This is a genomic window from Pseudomonas sp. BLCC-B112, from assembly GCF_028550695.1.
Lineage (GTDB): Bacteria > Pseudomonadota > Gammaproteobacteria > Pseudomonadales > Pseudomonadaceae > Aquipseudomonas > Aquipseudomonas danubii.
In genome coordinates this window covers 60,981-84,758 of the sequence record NZ_JAQQGK010000011.1, presented here as the reverse complement: position 1 = coordinate 84,758, position 23,778 = coordinate 60,981, and the positions used below count along the sequence as shown (strand labels likewise).

22 protein-coding genes and 1 pseudogene are annotated in these 23,778 nt (G+C 64.8%); 14 read left to right on the top strand and 9 right to left on the bottom strand.

Annotated elements, in window-relative coordinates:
- The first annotated feature begins 1 nt into the window (after position 1).
- The 7 genes and pseudogenes from glmS (at position 2) to PQT43_RS25875 (ending at position 8,363) form a co-directional block, all read left to right on the top strand.
- Positions 2–1,834, top strand: coding sequence for a glutamine--fructose-6-phosphate transaminase (isomerizing) (glmS, locus tag PQT43_RS25905; protein ID WP_272754999.1), 1,833 nt, complete (start codon positions 2–4; stop codon positions 1,832–1,834).
- 98 nt (positions 1,835–1,932) lie between these two features.
- Positions 1,933–2,253 carry a hypothetical protein gene (locus PQT43_RS25900; protein ID WP_102862408.1) on the top strand — a complete coding sequence of 107 codons (321 nt, stop codon included), beginning with the start codon at positions 1,933–1,935 and terminating at the stop codon, positions 2,251–2,253.
- A gap of 70 nt (positions 2,254–2,323) precedes the next feature.
- Positions 2,324–3,226, top strand: coding sequence for a LysR family transcriptional regulator (locus tag PQT43_RS25895; protein ID WP_102881384.1), 903 nt, complete (start codon positions 2,324–2,326; stop codon positions 3,224–3,226).
- 125 nt (positions 3,227–3,351) lie between these two features.
- Complete coding sequence (locus PQT43_RS25890) at positions 3,352–3,981, top strand: glutathione S-transferase family protein (RefSeq protein WP_110594511.1); 630 nt, start codon at positions 3,352–3,354, stop codon at positions 3,979–3,981.
- Between the two features lie 25 nt (positions 3,982–4,006).
- Positions 4,007–4,882: pseudogene (locus PQT43_RS25885) on the top strand (FAD-binding oxidoreductase); the annotation flags it as partial.
- Positions 4,883–5,038: 156 nt separating this feature from the next.
- Positions 5,039–6,241, top strand: coding sequence for a DUF3142 domain-containing protein (locus tag PQT43_RS25880; RefSeq protein WP_272754998.1), 1,203 nt, complete (start codon positions 5,039–5,041; stop codon positions 6,239–6,241).
- On the top strand, positions 6,228–8,363 hold the full coding sequence (locus tag PQT43_RS25875; RefSeq protein WP_272754997.1) for a hypothetical protein: 2,136 nt from the start codon (positions 6,228–6,230) through the stop codon (positions 8,361–8,363). The genes PQT43_RS25880 and PQT43_RS25875 overlap by 14 nt, the downstream gene beginning before the upstream one ends.
- A 206-nt stretch (positions 8,364–8,569) precedes the next feature.
- On the opposite strand, the gene PQT43_RS25870 is transcribed toward PQT43_RS25875, so the two are convergent.
- Positions 8,570–9,184, bottom strand: a complete 615-nt coding sequence (locus PQT43_RS25870) for a LysE family translocator (protein ID WP_306468926.1) — start codon at positions 9,182–9,184, stop codon at positions 8,570–8,572.
- A gap of 160 nt (positions 9,185–9,344) precedes the next feature.
- On the opposite strand from PQT43_RS25870, the gene PQT43_RS25865 reads away from it, so the two are divergent.
- Positions 9,345–9,818 (top strand): Lrp/AsnC family transcriptional regulator, encoded by a 474-nt coding sequence (locus tag PQT43_RS25865; protein ID WP_272754996.1) that lies wholly within the window; start codon positions 9,345–9,347, stop codon positions 9,816–9,818.
- A 75-nt stretch (positions 9,819–9,893) separates the two neighbouring features.
- Here the strand turns inward: PQT43_RS25865 and PQT43_RS25860 are convergent, their stop codons facing one another.
- The 6 genes from PQT43_RS25860 to PQT43_RS25835 are packed head-to-tail and all read right to left on the bottom strand — an operon-like array spanning position 9,894 to position 15,643.
- Complete coding sequence (locus tag PQT43_RS25860) at positions 9,894–10,826, bottom strand: phosphatidate cytidylyltransferase (protein ID WP_102881378.1); 933 nt, start codon at positions 10,824–10,826, stop codon at positions 9,894–9,896.
- Between the two features lies 1 nt (position 10,827).
- Positions 10,828–11,451 (bottom strand): lysophospholipid acyltransferase family protein, encoded by a 624-nt coding sequence (locus tag PQT43_RS25855; protein WP_102881377.1) that lies wholly within the window; start codon positions 11,449–11,451, stop codon positions 10,828–10,830.
- A gap of 9 nt (positions 11,452–11,460) precedes the next feature.
- Positions 11,461–11,916, bottom strand: a complete 456-nt coding sequence (locus PQT43_RS25850) for a hypothetical protein (protein ID WP_102881376.1) — start codon at positions 11,914–11,916, stop codon at positions 11,461–11,463.
- Positions 11,906–13,252: a phosphatase PAP2/dual specificity phosphatase family protein gene (locus PQT43_RS25845; protein ID WP_267269154.1), complete on the bottom strand. Its 1,347-nt coding sequence runs from the start codon at positions 13,250–13,252 to the stop codon at positions 11,906–11,908. The genes PQT43_RS25850 and PQT43_RS25845 overlap by 11 nt, the downstream gene beginning before the upstream one ends.
- Entirely contained in the window at positions 13,252–15,009 is a 1,758-nt protein-coding gene (locus PQT43_RS25840) for a bifunctional alpha/beta hydrolase/class I SAM-dependent methyltransferase (RefSeq protein WP_272754993.1), read from the bottom strand. Before PQT43_RS25840 ends, PQT43_RS25845 begins: the two co-directional genes overlap by 1 nt.
- Positions 15,010–15,019: 10 nt before the next feature.
- A complete protein-coding gene (locus PQT43_RS25835; RefSeq protein WP_272754992.1) occupies positions 15,020–15,643 on the bottom strand; it encodes a CDP-alcohol phosphatidyltransferase family protein in 624 nt (207 codons plus the stop codon).
- Between the two features lie 470 nt (positions 15,644–16,113).
- On the opposite strand from PQT43_RS25835, the gene PQT43_RS25830 reads away from it, so the two are divergent.
- The 5 genes from PQT43_RS25830 (at position 16,114) to cfaB (ending at position 19,633) form a co-directional block, all read left to right on the top strand.
- On the top strand, positions 16,114–16,272 hold the full coding sequence (locus PQT43_RS25830) for a hypothetical protein (RefSeq protein ID WP_170001344.1): 159 nt from the start codon (positions 16,114–16,116) through the stop codon (positions 16,270–16,272).
- A gap of 147 nt (positions 16,273–16,419) precedes the next feature.
- Entirely contained in the window at positions 16,420–16,671 is a 252-nt protein-coding gene (bufA2, locus tag PQT43_RS25825; RefSeq protein WP_102862397.1) for a BufA2 family periplasmic bufferin-type metallophore, read from the top strand.
- 65 nt (positions 16,672–16,736) lie between these two features.
- Positions 16,737–17,582: an MNIO family bufferin maturase gene (gene bufB / locus PQT43_RS25820; RefSeq protein WP_102862396.1), complete on the top strand. Its 846-nt coding sequence runs from the start codon at positions 16,737–16,739 to the stop codon at positions 17,580–17,582.
- Complete coding sequence (locus PQT43_RS25815) at positions 17,573–18,391, top strand: HvfC/BufC N-terminal domain-containing protein (RefSeq protein WP_170001389.1); 819 nt, start codon at positions 17,573–17,575, stop codon at positions 18,389–18,391. Before bufB ends, PQT43_RS25815 begins: the two co-directional genes overlap by 10 nt.
- A 54-nt stretch (positions 18,392–18,445) precedes the next feature.
- Complete coding sequence (cfaB, locus tag PQT43_RS25810) at positions 18,446–19,633, top strand: C17 cyclopropane fatty acid synthase CfaB (RefSeq protein WP_102881372.1); 1,188 nt, start codon at positions 18,446–18,448, stop codon at positions 19,631–19,633.
- A 36-nt stretch (positions 19,634–19,669) separates the two neighbouring features.
- Here the strand turns inward: cfaB and cls are convergent, their stop codons facing one another.
- Entirely contained in the window at positions 19,670–21,109 is a 1,440-nt protein-coding gene (gene cls, locus PQT43_RS25805) for a cardiolipin synthase (protein WP_102881371.1), read from the bottom strand.
- A gap of 132 nt (positions 21,110–21,241) precedes the next feature.
- Between cls and PQT43_RS25800 the strand changes: the two genes are divergently transcribed.
- Positions 21,242–21,766, top strand: a complete 525-nt coding sequence (locus PQT43_RS25800) for a DUF3617 domain-containing protein (protein ID WP_170001391.1) — start codon at positions 21,242–21,244, stop codon at positions 21,764–21,766.
- Between the two features lie 94 nt (positions 21,767–21,860).
- Here the strand turns inward: PQT43_RS25800 and thrS are convergent, their stop codons facing one another.
- Positions 21,861–23,750 carry a threonine--tRNA ligase gene (gene thrS / locus PQT43_RS25795; RefSeq protein ID WP_272754988.1) on the bottom strand — a complete coding sequence of 630 codons (1,890 nt, stop codon included), beginning with the start codon at positions 23,748–23,750 and terminating at the stop codon, positions 21,861–21,863.
- Between the last annotated feature and the right edge of the window lie 28 nt (positions 23,751–23,778).

Genomic DNA, 23,778 nt, shown 5'->3' with positions numbered 1-23,778 from the left:
CATGTGTGGAATTGTTGGCGCCGTTGCTGAACGCAATATCACCGCCATTTTGCTGGAAGGCCTCAAACGTCTCGAATACCGCGGCTACGACAGCGCCGGTGTGGCGGTCTACACCAACGCCGGCAAGCTTGAGCGCATGCGTCGCCCGGGCAAGGTCAGCGAACTGGAACAGGCCCTGGCCAGCGAGCCGCTGGTCGGCCGCCTGGGCATCGCCCACACCCGCTGGGCCACCCACGGCGCGCCGTGCGAGCGTAACGCGCACCCGCATTTCTCCGGCGACCTGGCGATCGTGCACAACGGCATCATCGAGAACCACGAAGCCCTGCGCGCGCAGCTTAGCGCCTTGGGCTACGCGTTCACCTCGGACACCGACACCGAAGTCATCGCCCACCTGCTGGATCACAAGCTCAAGGACCTGGGTGACCTCACCGTGGCCCTCAAGGCCACCGTCAAGGAACTGCACGGCGCCTACGGCCTGGCGGTGATCAGCGCCAGCCAGCCGGACCGCCTGGTGGCAGCCCGCAGCGGCAGCCCGCTGGTGATCGGTCTGGGCCTGGGGGAAAACTTCCTCGCCTCCGACCAACTGGCCCTGCGCCAGGTCACCGACCGTTTCATGTACCTGGAAGAAGGCGACATCGCCGAGATCCGCCGCGACAGCGTGCAGATTTGGGACATCGACGGCAAAGCGGTTGAGCGCGAAGCAGTGCAGTACCGCGACGGCGCCGAAGCGGCGGAGAAGGGCGAGTTTCGTCACTTCATGCTCAAGGAAATCCACGAGCAGCCATCCGTGGTGCAGCGCACCCTGGAAGGTCGCCTGAGCGCCAATCAGGTGCTGGTGCAGGCCTTCGGTCCACAAGCCGCCGAGCTGTTCGCCAAGGTGCGCAATGTGCAGATCGTTGCCTGCGGCACCAGCTACCATGCCGGCATGGTGGCCCGTTACTGGCTGGAAGAACTGGCCGGCATCCCCTGCCAGGTGGAAGTGGCCAGCGAGTTCCGCTACCGCAAGGTGGTGGTGCAGCCCGACACCCTGTTCGTGACCATCTCCCAGTCCGGCGAAACTGCCGATACCCTGGCGGCCTTGCGCAACGCCAAAGAGCTGGGCTTCCTCGCCAGCCTGGCCATCTGCAACGTTGGCATCAGCTCCCTGGTGCGTGAGTCCGACCTGACCCTGCTGACCCAGGCCGGTCGCGAAATCGGCGTGGCCTCGACCAAGGCCTTCACCACCCAACTGGTGGGTCTGCTATTGCTGACCCTGTCCCTGGGCCAGGTACGTGGCACCCTGGCCGCCGGCGTCGAAGCCGAGCTGGTAGAAGAACTGCGCCGCCTGCCGATCCGCCTGGGCGAAGCCCTGGCCATGGACGGCGTAGTGGAGAAGACCGCCGAGCTGTTCGCCGACAAGCACCACACCCTGTTCCTCGGCCGTGGCGCCCAGTACCCGGTAGCGATGGAAGGTTCGCTCAAGCTCAAGGAGATTTCCTACATCCACGCCGAAGCCTACCCGGCCGGCGAGCTCAAGCACGGTCCCCTGGCCCTTGTGGATAACGACATGCCGGTGGTCACCGTGGCACCGAACAACGAGCTGTTGGAAAAACTCAAATCCAACCTGCAGGAAGTGCGTGCCCGTGGCGGCGAGCTGATCGTGTTTGCCGACGAACAAGCCGGCATGACCAATGGCGAAGGCACCCACGTGATCCAGATGCCGCACATCCACGACATCCTCTCGCCGATTCTCTACACCATCCCGCTGCAACTGCTGTCCTACTACGTTGCCGTGCTCAAGGGCACCGACGTCGACCAGCCGCGCAACCTGGCCAAGTCGGTGACCGTGGAGTGAGTTATCCACAGCTGTCTGCCAGGCGGCTGTGAACCCATCACCCAAAAAGTCCCGGCTTGTGCACAGGCCGGGACTTTTTATTGAGCTGTGGAAAACCTATGAAACTGCGTTTGATTTATGGATGGACGCTGGTCCTGATGCTGGTTGTCCTGCTGCTGGGCGGGCTGACCCCGGTGCTGTCCAACAGCCTGTTGCTGCTGAAGGACCGGGCCAACTTCATTCCCGCCGAATCCTCCATCTGGACCTTCGAGCCGACCCTGATTAATCAGGGTTCTTCTTCCTATTGGCTGTACGGGGAAGATCGGCACTACTACTTCTATTTTTCCTACGCCGAAGATCAGCCCTACCGGCTGATTGCCAAGAACAACCCGTGCCCGGGATTCGATCGGCACGATGTCGGCACCTGGTGTATCCCCTGAAGCCGGAACCCTGGATTATGCTGCTGGCTCGCGGCGCTCACCGGGCAGGCGCCGGCAACTGAGGTAGGGCATGGACAGGTTCCAGGAAATGCAGGTGTTCGTTTGCGTCGCTCAGGAGCAAGGCTTCGCTGCTGCCGCTCGGCGCCTGAGTCTGTCGGCCGCCAGTGTGACCCGAGCCGTCGCCGCGCTGGAGCAGCGCATCGGTACTCAGTTGTTGATCCGCACCACTCGCAGCGTGCATCTGAGTGAAGCCGGGCAAGGCTACCTGGAGGATTGCCGGCGCATTCTGGCCGAGGTCCAGGACGCCGAGGCTTCGGCCGCCGGCATCCACGCCCAGCCCCGGGGCCAATTGACCCTGACTGCGCCGGTGCTGTTCGGTGACCTCTTCGTCACCCCGCTGCTGGTGCGCTACCTGCAACGTTATCCACAGGTCAGCGTCAACGCCCTGCTGCTGGACCGGGTGGCGAGCATGGTGGAGGAGGGCATCGACGTGGCGATACGCATTGGTGAGTTGCCCGACAGTGGCCAGCACAGCGTCCGAGTCGGCGAAGTGCGCCGCGTTGTCTGCGCCGCGCCGGAGTTTCTTGCCGTCCACGGCCGTCCCCAGCATCCCGATGACCTGCGCCAGGCGCCGGTGATCGCGCCGTCGTCCGTGGGCCAGGCGCGCAACTGGCAGTTCAACGATGCCGGTCGGCCCTTGAGCATTCGGCCCGAGCCGCGGTTGCTGGTGAGTGCCAACCAGGCAGCCATCAGTGCTGCCTGTCTGGGGTTGGGCCTGACCCGGGTGCTGTCCTATCAGGTCGCCGACCAGGTCGCGGCGGGGCAGTTGGAAATTGTCCTCCAGGCCTTCGAGCTGGCGCCCTTGCCGATCCATGTGGTGTACCAGGGCGGGCGCAAGGCGCCGGCGCGGGTGCGCAGCTTTGTCGACTTCGCCGTACAGGCCCTGCGTGAGCATCCATCGCTCAATCCTTGATCAGCGTTATTGCGCTGGATGAAAGGATGGATTGCGATTTCTGGTGATTCTGTTGTTTTTTCCCAGGGATCAAGATGGGGCTCCCAGCGCGGCACTTCGACCGCGCCTCGTTCGCGGAGTCGACCATGTCCCTGCTGCCGATCAAGTTCTACAACTTTCCCCGTTCCGGGCATGCCCATCGGGTCGAGCTGATGCTGTCCCTGCTGGACCTGCCCAGCGAAACCATCTTTGTCGACCTGGCCAAGGGGGCCCACAAGCAGGCGGACTTCCTCGCCCTCAACGTCTTTGGCCAAGTGCCGGTGATCGATGACCAGGGCGTGGTGCTGGCCGATTCCAATGCGATCCTGGTGTATCTGGCCCAGCGTTATGGTCAGGGCCGCTGGTTGCCCAGCGATCCGGTGGGCGCGGCCCAGGTGCAGCGCTGGCTGTCGGTGGCGGCGGGGCAGATCGCCTTTGGACCGGCGGCGGCGCGGTTGATCACGGTGTTTGGCGCCTCGTTCAATGCCGAGGAAGTCATCGCCCGTGCCCACGCGCTGCTCAAGATCATGGATCAGGAGCTGGCGAGCCGGCCCTTCCTGGTAGGGCAGCAGGCGACCATTGCCGATGTCGCGGGCTACAGCTACATCGCCCACGCCCCGGAAGGCAACGTGTCCCTGGACGCTTACCCCCATGTACGGGCCTGGCTGCAGCGTATTGAAGCCTTGCCCGGCTTTGTCCCCATGCCATCCACGGCGGCGGGTTTGAAAAGCGCCTGAAGAGCCACTCTGCGGAGGCCACCACATGAGCACGCATTCACCTTGGCATGCCGGCGAACGGCAATTGCAGATCCAGGCTGGGGTGGCCGAGCGCATGGAAGCCTTCGGCGTCAAAGTCATCCGTCCGGCCATGCCCGAGCAGCACCAGCAGTTCTTCGGACAACTGCCGTTCATCCTGGTGGGCGCGGTGGATGCCCAAGGCGATCCCTGGGCGAGCCTGCTTGAAGGTCCGCCCGGTTTTGCCCAGGCCCCGCAAGCCAACCTGCTGCGCCTTGCCAGCCTGCCGGCCGCCGATGATCCGCTGCAGTTGCAGGAAGGTGCGGCAGTGGGCCTGTTGGGGATCGAACTGCATACCCGGCGACGCAATCGTCTCAACGGTCATATCGGCGAGCTCGATAGCCGAGGCTTTTGCCTCAGGGTGCAGCAGTCGTTTGGCAACTGCCCGCGCTACATCCAGTTGCGCGATCTGCAGCGGGTGCCCTTGAGCGATCCGGCCAGCCGCCCGGCCCAGCACCGACAGGACCTGGACCCGGCGGCCCGGGCCCTGATCGGCGCCGCCGATACCTTCTTCGTCGCCAGCTATGTCGATGTGGAGGGCCAGCGTGCGGTAGATGTCTCCCATCGTGGCGGCCCGGCCGGGTTCGTTCGGGTCGAAGGCAACTGCCTGACCATCCCGGATTTCGCCGGCAACCTGCATTTCAATACCTTGGGCAACCTGCTGCTCAATCCCCGGGCGGGTTTGCTGTTCATCGACTTTCACAGTGGCGAGTTGCTGCAACTCAGTGGGCGTACCGAAATCATCTTAGGCGGCCCGCTGGTCAGCACCTTCCAGGGGGCCGAGCGCGTGTGGCGCTTTACCGTGGAGCGGCTGGTGCGGCGGCCGGCAGCCCTGTCCCTGCGGGGCTTGTAACGGGCCCTGGGCGCCTGCAGAAAAAAGTCCTCGCCAGCGATTGCCGCCAGCCGCGGCCCTGCGTAGGCTGGCGCGATCTCAAGGTTGATCATCTGCAGAGCGCCCGGCACGCCGGGGCTTTGTTGCGTTAAAGGGAATCAACGATTCATGCTGCCCCGGGTCTTGCTCCGCCTCTTCGCCCTATTGCTTTGCCCGGTGCTGCTCAGCGCCTGCCGCCACGAAGACGCCCCCCCTCTGGATCAACAACTCTACATCTGGCAACGGCAGTGGACGCCCGCCCACGCCGATGCTCTGGCCGGTTCCCGGGTCGACTTTTCCACAGCCCGGGTCCTGGCCCTGCAGGCTTTTCCACAGGCTGGCTGGAGCCGTGCGCGGATCGACGCCGGCTTGCTCAAGCAGGATGCCCGGCCGTTGATCGCGGTGATCCGCCTCGACGGGCAACTGCCGTCCCTGGATCAGGACGAGATCATCCGTCAGGTCCAGCAACTGCTGACGGACTGGCAGGAGCAGGGCCTGACCCTGACCGGGATCGAGATCGACCACGATGCCGGCAGCGCGCGCTTGCCCGCTTACGCCAAGCTGCTTGAGCGCTTGCGGGCTGTACTGCCGAGCCACCTGGCCCTGAGCATCACCGCCTTGCCGGCCTGGCTCGACAGCCGCGAGTTGCCGGGCCTGCTGGCCAAGGTCGACAGCAGCGTGCTGCAGGTGCACGCCGTGAGTGATCCTCGGCAGGGCCTGTTCGACCCACGACAAGCCGAACAGTGGGCCAGGCGTTGGGCGCGCATCAGCGACAAACCCTTCTATCTGGCCTTGCCCGCCTACGGCGTCGCCTTGCTCCCCGCTGCCGAAGGCGCGCCCCTGGTGGAAAGCGAGGCGCCGCTGCGACGGCGCGGTCAGCGCCAGGAGCTGATGGCCGACCCCGAGCAACTGAGCCAGTTGGCCAGAACCCTGCGCAACGACCCGCCGCCGCACCTGGCCGGCCTGATCTGGTTTCGCCTGCCCCTCAAGGGCGATGTGCGGGCCTGGAGCCTGGAGACCCTGCGGGCGGTGGCCCGGGGCGATACCCTGGCCGGCCAACTGGGCATCCGCCTGGAGGAACAGGACGGCCTGTTCGACATCCGCTTGAGCAACGCGGGCAACCTCGATCAGCCCTTGCCTGAACAACTGACCCTGGCCGTTGCCCAATGCGACGGATTCGACGGGCTGGGCGGCTATGCCGCGCAGCTGCGCGACGGCCAACTGCGGTTGACCCGGCAACAGAGCGGCCGCCTGGCCGCAGGCGCCAGCCGCGCCGTGGGCTGGGCCCGCTGTACAAAAATTGACCAAGGAGCTGCGCATGTTCGTCCCTAGATCCCGTCACCTGCTGTGCCTGAGCCTGTGCCTGCCCCTGGCTCCGGCCCTGGCCTGCGGACCGACTTTCCCCATGCGCCTGCTGGACGACCGCCCACAGACGCTAGCGCAGCTGCCCGAAGGCAGTTTCCAGTTCGAGATCAGCCGCCTGGGTCAGCCCATCGTCGGGCTCATGCCGGTCGCCAAGAATGGCTTCAGTGTCGATTACAGCCTGCCTGACAGCTATTCGGTGCAAGAGCGTAACTGGGCCGAACAGCAAGGGCTGGACCAGGCTCAGCAAACCCTGGTCGGCCAGCTGCGCAAGCTCAATGACGCACGCGTAGCGGAGCAACAAGGGGCCAGCCTGCCGCTGGAGATCAAGCTCTACATCGCGGGCGCCGTGGCCTTCAGCGCCGGGGATCATGAGTTGGCGGCGGAGTATTTCCGCAAGGTACTGGCGCTGCCCGCCGAGCAACGCGCCCTGCGCAGTACCTGGGCGGCCTATTCCCTGGGGCGGGCCCTGTCCTTTATCAGCGAGCAAGCCAACGAGCTGGACGATCAGGGCCGGCGCGACATGCGCCAGTCGGCGCGCCAGGCGTTCGCCCAGACCCGTCAGCTGAGCATCGACGCCTTCAGCGACCCCTTGAGCCTGGGCGTCGCCAGCCTGGGGGAGGAGGCCCGCATCCTCAAGGATCAGAACGACTGGAGCCAGGCCATCGATCTGTATGCCATCCAGAACCAGCTGGGTTCGGAGGTCGGCTACAGCTCCCTGAAGCAGGTGGTGGGCGAACTGAGCGGCCTGCCGGACGCGCAATTGCTGGAGCAGCTCAAGCATCCTTCCGTAGCCCGCTTGCTCACCGCCTCCTTGATCTCGCACCAGGCCTGGTCCTTTGGCGAGCGGCCCGAGTCGGAGGTGAAACTGATCAAGCTGCTGAGCCAGGGCACTGCGGGCAGCTTCGACAACGCCGACCGGCTGGCGGCGCTGAATTATCAGAATGGCGATTTCGCCACCGCCCAGCGCTTGCTCGAGCATGCCGGCGATGGCGGCCTAGCCTGGTGGCTGCGGGCCAAGATGGCCCTGCGTGATGGCGACAAGGTGGCTGCTGCCGCCGCATACGCCAAGGCCGCCGCGGCCTTCCCCCGAGACGAGAGCTGGGGCTTTCGCGGTGATTACGACGGCAATTACGAAGACCTCAAGCCCGGTTGCCGGGTCGAAGGCGAAAGTGCCCTGCTGGCCCTGGATCGTGGCGACTACGTGCAAGCCTTCGAGCTGCTCTACCGCAGCGGCGACATCTACTGGCACGACGCAGCCACTGTGGCGGAGCGGGTGCTGACCCTGGATGAACTCAAGCAGTTCGTCGATACCCAGGTTCCGGCGCCGTCGCCGACGCCCAAGCAGCCGGACGCTTACTACGAAACCCTGCCGATTGCCGCCCAGGTGCGCGAATTGCTCGGCCGGCGCCTGCTGCGCGAAGGCCGCTACGAAGAGGGTTGGGGCTACTTCGACAGCCCGGAGCGCCAGGCCATCGCCAAGGCTTACGGTGAGTACCGGCGCAGCGCCGAGTCGGCCTGGTTGCCCACGCGCCGGGCCGAGGCCTATTACCAGGCCGGCAAGCTGGCCCGTGCCTCGGGCATGGAGATCCTGGGTTACGAAATGGGCCCGGACTATCACAGCCTCTGGGGCAGCTATAGCCTGGAGATCCCGCCGGTGCAGGCCGGGCCCTTTGTCAGCGCCGATGAAGTGCAGCGTCAGCAAGCCACCACCGCCGCGCCCGACGTGCGTTACCACTACCGCTACCTGGCCGGGGAACTGGGCAACCAGGCCGCGGACTTCCTGCCTCACACCAGCCAGGCCTATGCCGCGGTGCTGTGCAAGGCGGCGCGCTGGACCCGGGGCAGCGATGCGGAGATCACCTACTACCGGCGCTACGTGGAAAACGGTCCCTTTGTGGAGTGGGCCGGCAACTTTGGCATGAACTGCCAGGAGCCGGACTTCGGCAGCGCCAACAAGCGCTACCTGACCCAGTGGCTGTCGGCCTCGCGCACGGCGATGAGCGAGCACAAGCTGGCGACGGGGGCGGGGGCCGGCGTGGTGCTCGGGGCTGCCTATTGGCTGTGGCGCCGCCGCGTCCAAAGGGCCTAAACAAGACCTGTAGCCGCTGCCGCAGGCTGCGAACGAGCTGGGCGGCACTTCGACGCAGCGGTCGCGGCGATTGTTGGGGCGTGCGCATGCTGTCGGGAGATTGCCAGGCAAGGCCCTTTGGGCCTTTTCGCAGCTTCGCTATGGCTCAGCAGCGGCTACAGAGATCGGTGCAGCAGAGATCGAAGTGGCGGCGATCCTTGGGCCCGTCAGGCCTGCTGGACGAAGGTCAGGCGCAAGGCAAAGCCGATCAGCAGGCTGCCGAACAGCCATTGCTGCAAGCGCTGGGCCGAGGGGCTGCGCTGCATCCAGCGGCCCAGCCCGGCACCGACCAGGGCGTAGCAGCAGTCGAACAGCCCGCCCACCGCCACCAGCAACACACCCAGGGTGACGAATTGGGGGGCTACCGCGCCGGCCTGGGGATCGATGAACTGCGGCAGCAGCACCGAGCAGAACAGCAACGCCTTGGGGTTCAGCAGGTTGGTCAGCAGGCCGCGCTGGATCGCCTGGCGCCAGCGCAGGGGCGTGGCCGCCGTGCCGGCGCTGTCGAGGTTGGGCAGGAGGTTGGCCCGCAGGCACTGGATACCGATCCACAGCAGGTAGGCGGCGCCCGCCAGGCGTACCACGTCGAAGGTCCAGGGGGCGGCCTTGAACAGCGCCGCCAGGCCCAGGGCGGCCAGGGCCACATGACAGCCGCGGGAGACAGCCAGCCCCAGGGCCGTGGCCAGCGCCTGGGCCTTGCCCTGGCGGGCACCGGTCTGCAGCAGCAGGATCATGTCAGGCCCGGGCAGCAGGTAGACCACCGCCAGAGCCAGGAAATACATCCACAGTTGCGCCACCTTGCACCCCCATTCGTTGTCGAGTCGGTGCGCCCAGTTTAGGGCCACAGGGGCGGGCAGGTGCTTGCGTAATCAACCAGCAAGGCGGTGAAAATTGGCATAATCTTCCAGCTTTCAATGGAATGACCATCCGGATATGCCAAACATGAAACTCGATGCCTACGACCGCAAGATCCTCGCTGCCCTGCAGCGCGACGGCCGCCTGAGCAATGTGCAACTGGCCGAGGAGATCGGCCTGTCGCCGTCACCCTGTTTGCGCCGGGTGCGCATGCTGGAGGAGGCGGGGGTGATCCGTGGCTACCAGGCGACCCTGGACCGGGATGAAGTGGGGCTGGGGCTGACGGTGTTCGTCGGGGTCAAGGTGGAGCGACACAACGACGCCGAGGCCGAAGCCTTCCGCCAGGCGGTGTTGCAGTTGCCGGAAGTGATCTCGGCGTTCCTGGTCTCCGGCGAATCGGACTTCCTGCTGCAGGTGGTGGTCCCGGATCTGCGCGGTTACGACTGTTTCCTCACTGGCCACTTGCTGAAGATCCCCGGGGTCAGCGACATCCGCAGTAACTTCGCCATTCATACGGTGAAAACCCCGGGGCCCCTGCCATTGGGGCATCTACCGGGGTGATCAACAGCGCTGGCCGGGGCGTTTGTTCGCGCATGACCGCGTAGCGGGCGCAAACCCGCTACTGGTGGACCTGTCTCAGGTCCACCAGTAGCGCACCAGGTGGAAGAAGATCGGCGCGGCGAAGCACACCGAATCCAGGCGATCGAGCATGCCGCCGTGGCCCTCGATCATGTGTCCCCAGTCCTTGACCCCGCGGTCGCGCTTGATCGCGGACATGACGATGCCGCCGGCAAAGCCCAGCAGGTTGATCAGCAGGGCGATCAGGAACGACTGCCAGATGTTGAACGGGGTGATCCAGAACAGCGCGCCGCCGATCAAGGACGCCAGGAGGATGCCGCCGACAAAGCCCTCGACGGTCTTGGACGGTGACAGGTTGGGGGCGATCTTGCGTTTGCCGAAGAGTTTTCCACAGACGTACTGCAGCACATCCGAGAGCTGCACCACGATCACCAGATAGGCGATCAGCAGCAGGTTGCGGCCTTCGTAGCCAGCGATGTCCAGGGTCAGCAGGGCCGGCACGAAGGACACGCAGAACACCGCGATCATCAGCCCCCACTGAACCTTGGAGGCCCGTTCCAGAAAGTGCGTGCTGTCGCCCCCCAGGGACGCCAGGATCGGCAGCAGCAGGAAGACGTAGACCGGGATGAAGATCGAGAACAATCCGTACCAGTCGGAGTAGATCAGCAGGTACTGCAGGGGCAGGGCCAGGTAGAAGGCCGCCACCAGGGCCGGGTAGTCGCTGCGCCGGGTGGGGGTCAGGGTGAGGAATTCGCGCAGGGCGTAGAACGACACCGCGTAGAACAGCAGGATCACCGCCGCCGTGCCGAGCCAGAAGGCGATGCCGATCACCAGCACCATCACCCACCAGGCATTGATCCGCGCATTGAGGTTGTCGATCACCGGGTTGGGCGCGCCGCGGGTGCGCCACTTGAGGATGAAACCGATCAGCGAGGCCAGCACCAGAATGGCGCCGATGCCGCCGAACAACATCAGGGTCTGCTTATCCATTTCAGCTGTGCTCCGGAGCCATGGCCAGCAGCGCGGCGCGGCTGCGTTCGAGAAAGTGTTCCTTGCTTTCATCCTCTTCCAGGGTCAGTGGCGCACCGAAGCTGGTGGTGCACAGCAGGGGCAGGGGCAGGAAGCGACCCTTGGGCATGACCCGGTTGAGGTTGGCGATCCACACCGGAATCACCTCCACCTGTGGATAACGTTTGGCCAGGTGGTAGATCCCGCTCTTGAACGGCAGCAGGCCGTCTTCCAGGTTGCGCGTGCCCTCCGGAAAGATGATCAGCGAGTCGCCGTTGTCCAGGGCATCGAGCATCGGCTGCAGCGGATTGTTATCCACAGCCTCCTTGCGCTCGCGGTCGATCAGCACGCCGTTGAACACCCGGTTGATGATGTAGCGGCGCAGGGCGCTTTTGTGCCAGTAGTCGGCACCGGCCACGGGCCGGGTCAGTTTGCGCAGGGCCGGCGGCAGCGAGGCCCAGAGCAGCACGAAGTCGCCGTGGCTGCTGTGGTTGGCGAAGTAGATCCGCTGCACCGGTCGCGGCGCGGAGCCGAGCCACAGGCTGCGGGCGCCAGTGATGCTGCGGGCGGCGGAGGTGATGAGGTTGGCAACCAGGGGTTCGAACATGGGCATTCCTTATCCGGCGAAGGTCAGCCAGGGGCTGGCCAGGATCAAGCTCAACAGCACCAGCACTTGTGCCGCCAGCAGCAACGCCTGGCGGCGCAGCAGGCCAAGGGCACCGCGGCTGCGTTCGTTCCAGGGCCGGCCGCCGCGCTGCGCAGGTTGCAGGCCGAGGGCGCTCAGGGCCTGATCCAGGGCCTGGGTGCTGTGTTCGAGGGACGCGGGGCCATCGGCCACGCGCTGAAACAGGTCGGCGTCGAAGGCCACGCGCAGCGCCAGGTACTTTTCCACCAGCCCCAGCAGCACCAGGGCGAGGCTGACGATCAAGCCTCCCAGGCTGACACTGGCCAGCAGGTACTGGCCCAGGCCATACAGGGCGCCCAGCAGGGTCAGGCCTGTGGATAACTGATCCAGGGCCCGGCCCCGGCGCAGCAGGCTGGCGACGCTGTAGAGCTGCATCTCACTGGACATGGGCCGCTCTCTTGCTACTGATCAGGGTTTCCAGCGCCTGCCGATGGGCCGCTTGCAGGACGATCTGCGGGCGTGCCCGCTGGATCTGCACGATGGCTGCGTCCACGGTGGCGGCGCGGCCGCTGTGCAGCAGCCAGGCGGCAATGGCCGTGGCACTGCGGGAATAGCCCAGGGCACAGCACACCAGCAGCGGGCCTTGCTGGCGCAGGCGTTCAACGGCTTGCGCCGCAGCCAGGCACTGCTCGGGGCTGAGGGCACACAGGTCCAGTACCGGCAGGCTCTGGTAGGCCTGCAAGCCACGGCGGTCCAGGGACAGCTCGGCGCACAGGTCGAGCACCGCGACAAAGGGGCTGTCCTTGAGCTCGGCTGGGGTGGGCAGGCGGCCGAGCCAGACGTTATCCACAACCTGATCCGGCTGTGGATGTTTTTTTGTCCACAGCCGCGAGTTGATCCAGGCCGCTGCCAGATAGGGCGCCAGCAACCAGCGGGCGGCGGGGCTCAGGCGTCCGTCCTCGCGTTTCTGGAACCCTGCGGAGCCGAGCAGCGCGTAGTTCAGGGCCACCAGCAACAACGCCACGGCGGGCCAGATCAACCACAGCCCGGTGCCGCCCCAGGTGAAGGCGGCCACCGCCAATAGCACCGCGCCCAGGGCGTAGCGCCAGGCCAGTTGGCGGCGCCGCGGGTCTTGGGCCCGCTGTGCGCTGAACAGCGGGCTGGGGCGATCCAGCGGCCATAGCCAGACACACAGCCAGCCGGCCAGGGCGCCGGTAGGCACATCGACAAAGTGGTGTTGATAAGTGGTGAGCACCGACACCCCGATCAAGCCGAACCAGCCATGCACCAGCCAGCGCCAGAAGCCCTGGCTATGCCGGGCGTAGCAGACCCACAGCACCACCAGCAGCGCGATGTGCAGGGAAGGGGCCTGGTTGAAGGGTTTGTCGAAGCCGGCCAGCACCTCGAACAGCCAGCCGAACACCCCGTCCAGCTCTGGCCGGGCAAAGGTGAAGCGCAGCGGCCAGAGCAGGAAGCAACTGACCGCGATCACCTGGGCGGTGAGCAGGCGCAGGGCGTGGCGCTTGAGCTCGTCCCGGCTGCGCGGCAGCAGCAGGGAGAAGCCGTAGAGCAGGTCGATGGACCAGTAGGGCACGATGGTCCAGGCCCAGAACGGCATATGCCGCTCCCAGTCGAAGACCAGACTGCCGACATCGTCCCGTTGCGCGGTGACCCAGGTGGCGAAGCCGTAGGTGCTGAAGAACAGCGGTGCCAAGAGCAGCAGCCAGAGCACCGCCGGTTTCAGCAGGCCTGGCTCCCGCGCCGGCAAGGCGCCTGCGCTCATCATTGCACCCGTTGCGCCAGGGACACGCTGAAGATCCCCCACTCATCCACGCGCATGGTGATCTTGCGAAAGCCCGCGGCTTCCACCAACTGATCCATTTCCGCCTGGGTGCGGCGGCGCATGACCCAGGCCTGGCCTTCGCGGTGGCTGGTCAGGGCGCGGGCGATCAGTTCCAGTTGCGGGTGCCACGGCTGGCCGGTGTACACCAGGTAGCCGCCGGGTTCCACGGCGCTGGCCAGCCCCGCCAGGGAACCGCCGACCATCTGGTTGTCGGCGAACAGTTCATAGAGCCCGGAGACCACCGCCAGGGTCGGCTTGGGATCAAGGGCGGCGAGGTCCTCACGGTCGAAGGCGTTGCCTTTGACGAAGCGCGCGATGTCACCCAGGCCCTTTTCCTGGATCAGGGCACTGCCGTCGCGCACGTTGATGTCGCTGTAGTCGCGCAGCAGGATCGATTCCGGCAGCGGGCTGACCCCTTGCAGGGCTTCGAGGATGTAGCGGCCGTGGCCGGCGGCGATGTCGACGATGCGCACTTCGCTGTCCTGCTCACGGAGCTTTTCCATGGCCTGGCGCAGCAACTCTTCCACGTGCAGCTTGCGCTGGCGAATGCCGCGCCAGCCGATGGAGTTCAGATAGTTCTGGTCGATCAGCCGGCCCAGGGCGGAATGCCCGGTGGGTTGGTTGCGGTAGACGTAGTCCAGGGTGCTGCCGGAGTCGAAGCCGGTGTCGAAGCCCAGCTTGACCCCCGCCGACAGCTGGCTGCCCAGGCGCATGCTGGCGCGGGTGGCGCGCCAGTACAGGTCGCGCAGGGAGTTGTGGGGCAGCGGCGCGGCCAGGGCTTCGGACTCGGCGCAGGTCACGCCCAGGCGGTCGGCGTCCAGCAGGGCAGGGCGGTTCAGCGGGCGGGTGAAGTTCTGCAGGATGAAGCGGCGGATGCTGGCCATGGCCGGCGCGCGGTTCTTTTCTCCCAGGGTGTCGTGGAAGAAGCCCGGGAGGATGTGTTTTTCCTTGTGCAGGCTGCCCAGGCGTTCGAAGAACTGCTCCTGGGGCTTGCGGTGCACCACGAAGTCCGAGCCGGAGATCAGCAGTTGGGTCGGCACCTGAATGGCCTGGGCATCGGCCACCACCCGGTCGGCTGCTTCATACAGGCCCAGCAGCACGTTGACCGAGATCGCCTTGGTGATCAGCGGGTCGGCGTCGTAGCTGTGGACCCGTTCCGGGTCGTGGCTCAAGAAGCGCGCCTTGACGTAGCTGTTGACGAAGAAGTTGCCGCGAAAGCGCCGCATCAGGGCCAGGCCCGGGCGGGCGAAAGGCACGTACAGCTTGACCTTGAACGCCGGCGAGGCCAGCACCAGGGAGCGAATCCGTGGGGCGTAGTCGTGGACCCAGGTGGAGGCGATCACCGCGCCGACGCTCTGGGCCACCACGGCGATGTTTTCTTCGTCGATGCCGTGGGCGCTGCCCAGGTGGTCGCAGAAGGTTTGCACGTCGCGCACGCTGGTGGCGAAGCTCGGGCTGTCGCCCCGGGCGCCCGGCGATTGGCCGTGGCCACGGGCGTCCCAGGCGAAGAAGTCGACCTGCGGCAGGTTCAGCTCGTCCACCAGATGGGCAATGCGCCCAGAGTGTTCGTGACCGCGATGAAACAGCATCACCGCCTGCCGCGGTTCGCCTGGGGCCACTTCAGTGGCCGGCCAGTGGCGGTAAAACAGTTCGACGCCGTCATGGGTCCGGAACGTCTGGTGTTGAGCGTCGCGCATTACCATTTCCTTATGCAGAGGGAGCGTTGTGCTGAACTTCTTTGAGGCCCTGGCGGACCCGATTGATCAGGGTGTAGACCAGCAGTGCGGCGACCAGTGCCAACACGCCGTTGATCCACAGGGCGCCGAGCCAGCCCAGGGCGATGCCGGTGGCCAGCACGCCGAGGACGAAGGCGCGGTCGCTTTTGCCCATGGGCCCGTCGTAGCGCCGTGAGGCGCCGACCATCGGCCCGAGCACCCCGGCGTATTCGCTGAACAGCGCCAATAGGGTCACCGCCAGCACCAGCAGCAGGCTGACGCCCGGGAGCAGGGCGAAAGGCAGGATCAGGGCGCTGTCGGCGACCACGTCGCACAGTTCATTGAGGTAGGCGCCCAGGCGCGATTGCTGGCCGAATTCCCGGGCCAGCATGCCGTCGATGGCGTTCAGCGCCATGCGCAGGATCATCCACAGCGGAATCAGGGCGAACAGCCAGGTGTGGCTGGCGAACAGGGCGATGACGGTGCCGACCAGGATTGAGATGACGGCGGCCAGGACGGTGATCTGGTTGGCCGTGGTGCCGTTGTCGTACAGGCGCTGCACCAACGGCCGCAGCAGGTTCTGAAAGCGCGGTTTGAGCTGGTAAATCGAGAGCATGATGGGACGGTTCCTTGTCGCACGCGGTGAGCAGGGCTGGATTATTGCCATAAATGCCAGGGGCTGACATCAGAAGTTTCTGCGTGAGCAACTGGCTGCCAGTGGTGTCTGGGCTCTGTACGAAAAGCCTGGATACTCGGTGATGCTGCGTTGAAAACGGTCTCGTGCGCGAGTCCGATCGGAATGCTCATTTACACCCCGTAAAGTCGAACGCGACCCCGGCCGTTCCTCGACCGTTTTCGCCTTGCCTGACCTTCGTCTCAAAACTGTTCGTACAGAGACTACGACGCACGCCGTAGATGAAAAGGCATGGCGTGCGACAAAAAAATCACTCGATGGCTTATACAGCAACGCATTGTCCCAGCGTTATCCGCAGCGCCGGCGCGCCTGGCGGTATTGATCGGCGCGCAGTTCCGGGTACTGGTGGATGGTCCGCCGAGCCTGCCGAGCAAAGCATCCGGATCGCAGCCATGAGTAAGGTTCCACGTGGAACACATGAACTGGGTAGCCCGTGGATTCCCGTCGGTCGTCTGGCGTTTATCGCTCTGTTTGCTGTCGCGGTACTGGCTGCTGCGGTGTGTGTGCTGCTGATCCGCGGCACCTGCTGCGGTTTCAGGAGCCGTTGCTGAAGCCTGTAGCTGCCGGGTTACCGGCGAAAGGCCGCCGCGCAGAATTTTTTTAAACCGGCTGTAACGCCGGGGAGCTTCCTCTCTCTAGTGCTATGACGGGATTGCACACGCCTCCCGTCATCCCCTGCGATTATTGAGGAACAAAAAATGAACATGAAGAAAACCGCTGCTGGTGCTGCCCTGGCTTTCGCTGCCGCCACCCTGTTTGCCGGTGTTGCCACTCAGGCTTCGGCAGCTGATGCCCAGGTTCATTGTTATGGCGTCAACGGCTGCAAAGGCCAGAACGACTGCAAGACCAAAGACCACGCCTGCAAAGGCATGGGCGCTTGCAAAGGCCAGGGCTTCAAGGCGATGACCCAGTCGGAGTGCGAAAAAGCCGGCGGCAAAGTCGGCGAGTAAGCGGCGAATCCGTGCAGCCGCAGTGGGACTGACGACCACTGCGGCCACCTTGCGAGGAGTTCGCTATGTCTGACCTTTCTTCCTGCCTGGGCTATGGCCTGGGTTTGCGCAGCGCCTACTACCAGCAGATTCTCGATGAAGCACCGGACGTCGACTGGTTTGAAGTGGTGTCCGAGAACTTCATGGTCGAGGGCGGCAAGGCCCTTTACTACCTGGACGCCATTGCCGAGCGTTACCCCATCGTGATGCATGGGGTGTCGTTGTCCATTGGCGGTCCCCACGCCCTGGACCTGGACTACCTCAAGCAACTCAAGCAACTGGCCCGGCGGGTTGAGCCGGCCTGGATTTCCGATCACCTGTGCTGGAGCCGCGGCAACGCTCATCAACTGCACGATCTGCTGCCCTTGCCCTACACCGAGGAAAGCCTGGAGTACGTGGCGGGCCGGGTGCGCCAGGTGCAGGAGGTGCTGGAGCGTCCCCTGGTGCTGGAGAACGTCTCCAGCTATGTGCGCGCCGCCGCCGATCAGTTCAGCGAGTGGGAGTTTCTGGCCGCCTTGAGCCAGCTCAGTGGCTGCGAGCTGTTGCTGGACGTGAACAACGTCTACGTCAGTTCACGCAATCACGGTTTCGATCCCTGGCAGTTCATCCAGGGGCTGCCGGCGCAACGGGTGCGGCAATTGCATCTGGCCGGGCATCAGGATCATGGCGACTACGTGATCGACACCCATGACCAGCCGGTGTGCGATCCGGTCTGGGCGCTGTATCAGCGCACCCTGCAACACCTTGGGCCGGTCGCGACCCTGCTGGAGCGTGACGATCATTTTCCGCCGTTGAGCGAACTGCTCGGCGAACTGCACAAGGCTCGCGCGCTGGGGCAACGGGCGCTGTCCGGGAGGCTTGAATGCGCCTGAACGAATGGCAACTGGCCTTTGAACGCTACCTGCTGGCCGAGCAGTCCCAGGCGGACAGCCTACTGGGCAACAGCCTGATCGGCGGACCGACCCTGAATGTCGCCACCGGTCTGGCGATTTACCACAACGCCTACCAGGCGCGGCTGCTGGAAGTCATGGTGGCGGACTTTCCGACGATCCTGCAGTGGCTTGGCGATGAGGAGTTCGCGTCACTGGCCGGCGCTTATATACGCCAATCTCCCTCCCGGCATTTCAGCCTGCGCTGGTTGGGGCAGGGCTTCGCCGAGTTCATCCAGGGCCATCTGGTGCCGGAGCAGGGCCTGCCCCTGGCGGAACTGGCGCGCCTGGAGTGGGCGTTCACCCTGGCCTTTGACGCCGCCGAGGCCCAGGTGCTGACGGTGGCGGACATGGCGGCCCTGGACGCCGAAGAGTGGCCGCTGCTGCAACTGCAACTGGCGCCTTGTGTGCAGTGGCTGGACTGCCGTTACAACAGCCTCGCCCAGTGGCGCGCGGTCAAGGATCGGGCGGATTTCCCCGAGAGTGCTTTACTCGAACAAGAGCAGCCTTGCCTGGTATGGCGGGTGGATCGGGTCTGCCGCTATCGCAGCTTGTCGTCAGCAGAAGCCCAAGGGTTGCGAGGCATGATCGAGGCGCAGTGGAGTTTCGCGGAACTCTGTGCCGAGCTGGCCGTCACTTACCTTGAGGGGGCCCCGTTGCAAGCCGTTACCTGGCTCAAACAGTGGGTCGAAGACGGCCTGGTGGTACGCCGCGAGTCCTGGAAAACCGCTGGAAATTCGATAGCCAGCTAATTTTCCAAGATGGTCTACCCTCATTTCAGACGTCTGAAACAGGGGGGATTTTTCATGCTCGCGCAACTTCCACCGGCCTTACAGAATCTGCAATTACCCTTGCGCCTGCGGCTCTGGGATGGCCATGAATTCAATCTTGGGCCGGAGCCCAGCGTCACCATCGTGGTCAAGGACCCGCAGCTGGTTGCGCAATTTACCCATCCCAGCCTGGACGCACTGGGGGGCGCCTTTGTCGAGGGCAAGCTGGAACTCGAAGGCTCCATCAGTGAAGTCATCCGGGTGTGCGATGAGCTGAGCCAGGCCTTGCTGAATGAGGATGACGACGATCAGCCGGTGCGCACGCAGCACGACAAGGCCACGGACGCGGCGGCCATTTCCTACCATTACGACCTTTCCAACGCCTTCTATCAGCTCTGGCTCGACAGTGACATGGCCTATTCCTGCGCCTACTTCGAGACCGGCAGCGAGTCCCTGGAACAGGCCCAGCAAGCCAAATTCCGCCACCTGTGCCGCAAGCTGCGCCTGCAACCGGGGGATTACCTGCTGGATGTCGGTTGCGGTTGGGGCGGGCTGGCCCGTTACGCTGCCCGCGAGTTCGGCGCCAAGGTCTTTGGCATCACCTTGAGCAAGGAACAACTGGCCCTGGCCCGTGAACGGGTCAGTGCCGAAGGCCTGGACGATCTGGTGGAGCTGCAGTTGCTGGACTATCGCGACCTGCCTCAGGATGGCCGCTTCGACAAGGTGGTCAGCGTCGGCATGTTCGAACATGTGGGCCATGCCAATCTGCCGGAATACTGCCGGACCCTGTTCAACGCGGTGCGCGAGGGCGGCCTGGTGATGAACCACGGCATCACCGCCAAGCACACCGACGGACGTCCCGTGGGCCGGGGCGCCGGGGATTTCATCGAGCGGTATGTATTCCCCAATGGCGAGCTGCCGCACCTGGCGATGATCTCGGCGCAAATCAGCGAGGCCGGGCTGGAAATCGTCGATGTCGAAAGCCTGCGCCTGCATTACGCCCGCACCCTGGATCACTGGAGCGAGCGCCTGGAGGACAACCTGGAGGCGGCCGGCCAGCAGGTGCCGCCGCAAGCGCTACGGATCTGGCGGCTGTACCTGGCGGGTTGCGCCTATGCGTTTGCCAAGGGCTGGATCAATCTGCACCAGATCCTCGCGGTCAAGACCCATGCCGATGGCAGTCATGAGTTGCCCTGGACCCGGGACGACCTCTATCACCCCTAGGCCCGGCAGCGTTTGCTGCAGACCCTGAGTGGCTCCCTACAGGATCGGTGAAATCAGCCGCGCGACCCGCATGCCCAGTTGTTGCAGGCGGTGGGTCTGGCGGCTTTCTTCCCGGGCGATTTCCCGGGCCTTGGCGAAGTCGGCTTCCAGCATCTGCTCCACCTCGGTGGCGAAGTCGTCGTCCACGGTCAGCAGCATCACTTCGAAATTCAAGCGGAACGAGCGGTTGTCCAGGTTGGCGCTGCCAATGGCGCTGATCTCGTTGTCGATCAACACCACCTTTTGATGCAGGAACCCCGGCTGATAACGGAAGACCCGGACCCCGGCGCGCACCGCCTCGAAGGCGTAGAGGCTGGAGGCGGCGTAGACGATGCGATGGTCCGGGCGCGAGGGCAGCAGGATGCGCACGTCCACATCCCGCAGCACGGCCAGGCGCAGGGCGGCGAAGACCGCTTCATCGGGAATGAAATACGGGCTGGTGATCCACACCCGTTCGGTGGCGGCATGGATCGCTTCGACGAAGAACAGCGAGCATGTTTCGTAGGCATCGGCGGGGCCGCTGGCGAGCAATTGGCAGAGCACGCCGTCATCCGGGTAGGTGTCTGGAAGGATCAGCGGCGGCAGTTCCCGGGCCGCCCAGAACCAGTCTTCGGCAAAGGACTCCTGCAGGCAGGCCACCACCGGACCGCTGACCTGCACGTGGGTATCGCGCCAGGGCGCCAGGGGCGGTTTCTTGCCCAGGTATTCGTCACCGACGTTGTGCCCGCCGACAAAACCCAGCAAGCCGTCCACCACCACAATCTTGCGGTGATTGCGGAAGTTCACCTGGAAGCGGTTGAGCCAGCCACTGCGGGTGGCGAAGGCATGCACCTGGACCCCGGCGTCACGCAGGGTCTGCACATAAGCGGCGGGCAGGGAATGGCTGCCGATGCGGTCGTAGAGCAAGTGGATGGAGACGCCTTCGGCGGCCTTTTCCAGCAGCAGGCGTTGCAGGCGCCGGCCCAGCTCGTCGTCGTGAATGATGAAGAACTGGATCAGCACCGCCTTGTGGGAGCGGCGGATGGCATTGAAGATCGCTTCGAAGGTGGCGTCGCCGTTGACCAGCAGGCGCACCTGATTGTTGGCCAGGCACGGCATGCGCCCCAGCTTGGGCATGGCCCGCAGCGTGGCATAGGCCTGGGAGGCACGGGCGGTGAGCGCCTCTTCGACCCAGGGCCGCCAGTTCAGCTCATTGATGGCCTTGTGCATTTCCACGTTGGCCTGGCGCCGGGCCTGGATGTAGGCATCGAAGGTGCTGCGGCCGAACACCAGGTAGGGAATCAGGGTCAGGTAGGGCATGAACATCAGTGACAGGGCCCAGGCAATGGCGCCTTGGGCGGTCCTGACGGTGAGCACCGCGTGGATCGCGGCGATCAGCCCGAGAAAATGCAACAGCGCGATGAGATAGCCGAAGATGTGCGGGCCAAAATAATCCATGGGGCAACCTTTGCTCCTGAAGATTCAATGCCTAACAGACCATGTTCCACAGCGAATGTCGCTATTTTATTCTGCATGCAACGCCGTGCCTTGGCCGAAGTCTAACGGCCACTAATGTCTAGGAGTCATTCGATGAAACTTCGTTTACTGGGTTGGGCCTTGGCGGCGGGATTGGCGCTGCCACTGGCTGCGCAGGCGCAGATGCTGCAACCGGGCTTGTGGGAACTGACCAGCAGCAACATGAAGGTCGATGACCAGAACTTGCCGGACTTGTCGCTGATTCTTGGCCAGCTGCAGCAACAGATGACCCCGGAACAACGGGCGATGCTGGAGAAACAGGGCGTGACCATGGGCGGCAAGGGGATTCGGGTGTGCTTGACGCCGGACCAGGTGAAATCCGACACCATTCCGCTGCAGGACCCGCAATCGGGTTGCCAGCAGCAGGTCACCGAGCGCAATGGCAATCAATGGAAGTTTCGCTTCACTTGTCCCAAGGCTCAGGGCAACGGGGTGGCCAAGTTCATCAGTGATCGCGAGTTCACCACCAACGTGATTGGCACCTTCAATGCCACCGGCCTGCAGCAAAAAGGCAGCATGGACACCCGCGCCGTATGGCTGGGCCAGGACTGCGGCACGGTCAAACCTCGCGCTTCCTGACCGACCCTGTAGCAGCGACGGCCGCTGCGCTTGCCGGCGAAGCGGCCCTCCAGTCACCTGGACCAGGGCCCTCGCCGACAGGCCCGGGCACCGGCTAGCTAATCCGTTCCACTACCTGCTCCAGCGTCAGCTGTCCCAGATCCTCGCCATTTCTGCTGCGCAGGCTGACGTAGCCTCCGGCTTTCTCCTTGTCCCCGATCACCAGCAGGTAGGGCACTTTCTGCAGGCTGTGCTCACGGATCTTGTAGCCGATCTTTTCGTTGCGCAGGTCGGCACTGGACCGCAGCCCCTCTCGGCGCAGGCGTTCGCTGATTTCCCAGGCATAGTCCGCCTGAGCCTCGCTGATGTTGAGCACCACCACCTGCTGCGGCGCCAGCCACAAGGGCAGGGCGCCGCCGTGGTGCTCGATGAGGATGCCGATGAAGCGCTCCAGTGAACCGAACAGCGCGCGGTGCAGCATCACCGGTTGCCGGCGTTCGCCGTTGTCGGCGATGTAGCTGATGGCGAAGCGCTCGGGGAGGTTGAGATCCACTTGCAGGGTGCCGCACTGCCAGTCGCGGCCGATGGCGTCGCGCAGCACGAACTCCAGTTTCGGACCGTAGAAGGCGCCTTCTCCCGGGTTGAGCCGATAGTCGATCTGCATGCTTTGCAGGGCGCCGACCAGGGCGCTTTCCAGCTGATCCCAGGTCTCGTCGCTGCCGATGCGATTGGCCGGGCGCGTGGAGAGCTTCACCGCCACGTCTTCGAAACCGAACTCCTTATAAATGTCGAACACCAGGGCGATGGTGCGGGCGCATTCGTCCTGCATCTGTTCCGGGGTGCAGAAGATGTGGGCGTCGTCCTGGGTAAAGTGGCGGACCCGCAGCAAGCCGTGCAGTGCCCCTGAAGGTTCGTAGCGATGGACCTTGCCGAATTCGGCGATGCGCAGGGGCAGGTCGCGGTAGCTCTTCAAGCCGTGGCCGAAGATCGCCACCGCGCCGGGGCAGTTCATGGGCTTGAGGGCGAAGGTGCGCTGATCCTCGGTGCTGGTGGTGAACATGTGGTCGCGGTAGTTCTGCCAGTGCCCGGAGGTTTCCCAGAGGCTGCGGTCCATCACGTCCGGGGTGTTCACTTCCTGGTAGCCGGCCTGTTCCTGGCGCTGGCGCATGTAGCCGATCAACAGCTTGAACAGGGTCCAGCCCTTGGCATGCCAGAACACCGAACCCGGCGCGCAATCGTCGAAGTGGAACAGGTCCAGTTGCTGCCCCAGCTTGCGGTGGTCGCGCTTGGCGGCCTGTTCCTGGCGCAGCAGATAGGCGTCCAGATCCTGGCGGGTGGCCCAGCAGGTGCCGTAGATCCGTTGCAACGGCGCGTTGCTGGCATCGCCGCGCCAATAGGCGCCGGCCACCTTGGTCAGCTTGAAGGCCCGCAACTGGCCGGTGGTACGCACGTGGGGGCCGCGGCACAGGTCTTCGAAATCGCCCTGGCGGTACAGCGACAGCACGGCCTCCGGGGGCAGGTCGCGGATCAGCTCGACCTTGTAGTGCTCGCCCTGGTCGGCGAAGTGTTGCAGCGCCTGCTCCCGGGACAGCTCGCGGCGGCGCAAGGTGTGGTTGGTGGCGGCAAGGCTGTGCATGCGCGCCTCGATCAGTTCCAGATCCTCGGGGGTGAAAGAGCGCTCATAGGCGAAGTCGTAGAAGAAGCCGTCCTCGATCACCGGGCCGATGGTGACCTGGGCCGAGGGATACAGCTGCTTCACCGCCATGGCCAGCAGGTGGGCGCAGGAGTGACGCAGGACTTCCAGGCCATCGGCATCGGTCGCGGTGACGATGCTCAGGCGGCTGTCGGTGTCCAACAGGTAGTCACAGTCCACCAGCCGGCCATCGACCCGTCCGGCCACGGCGGCTTTGGCCAGGCCGCTGCCAATGCTGGCGGCCACTTCGAACACGGACAACGGCTGGTCGTACTCACGGCACGCGCCATCAGGCAGGGTGATGCGGATCATCTTCGGTGGTCCTTGGTCAGGCTTTGGG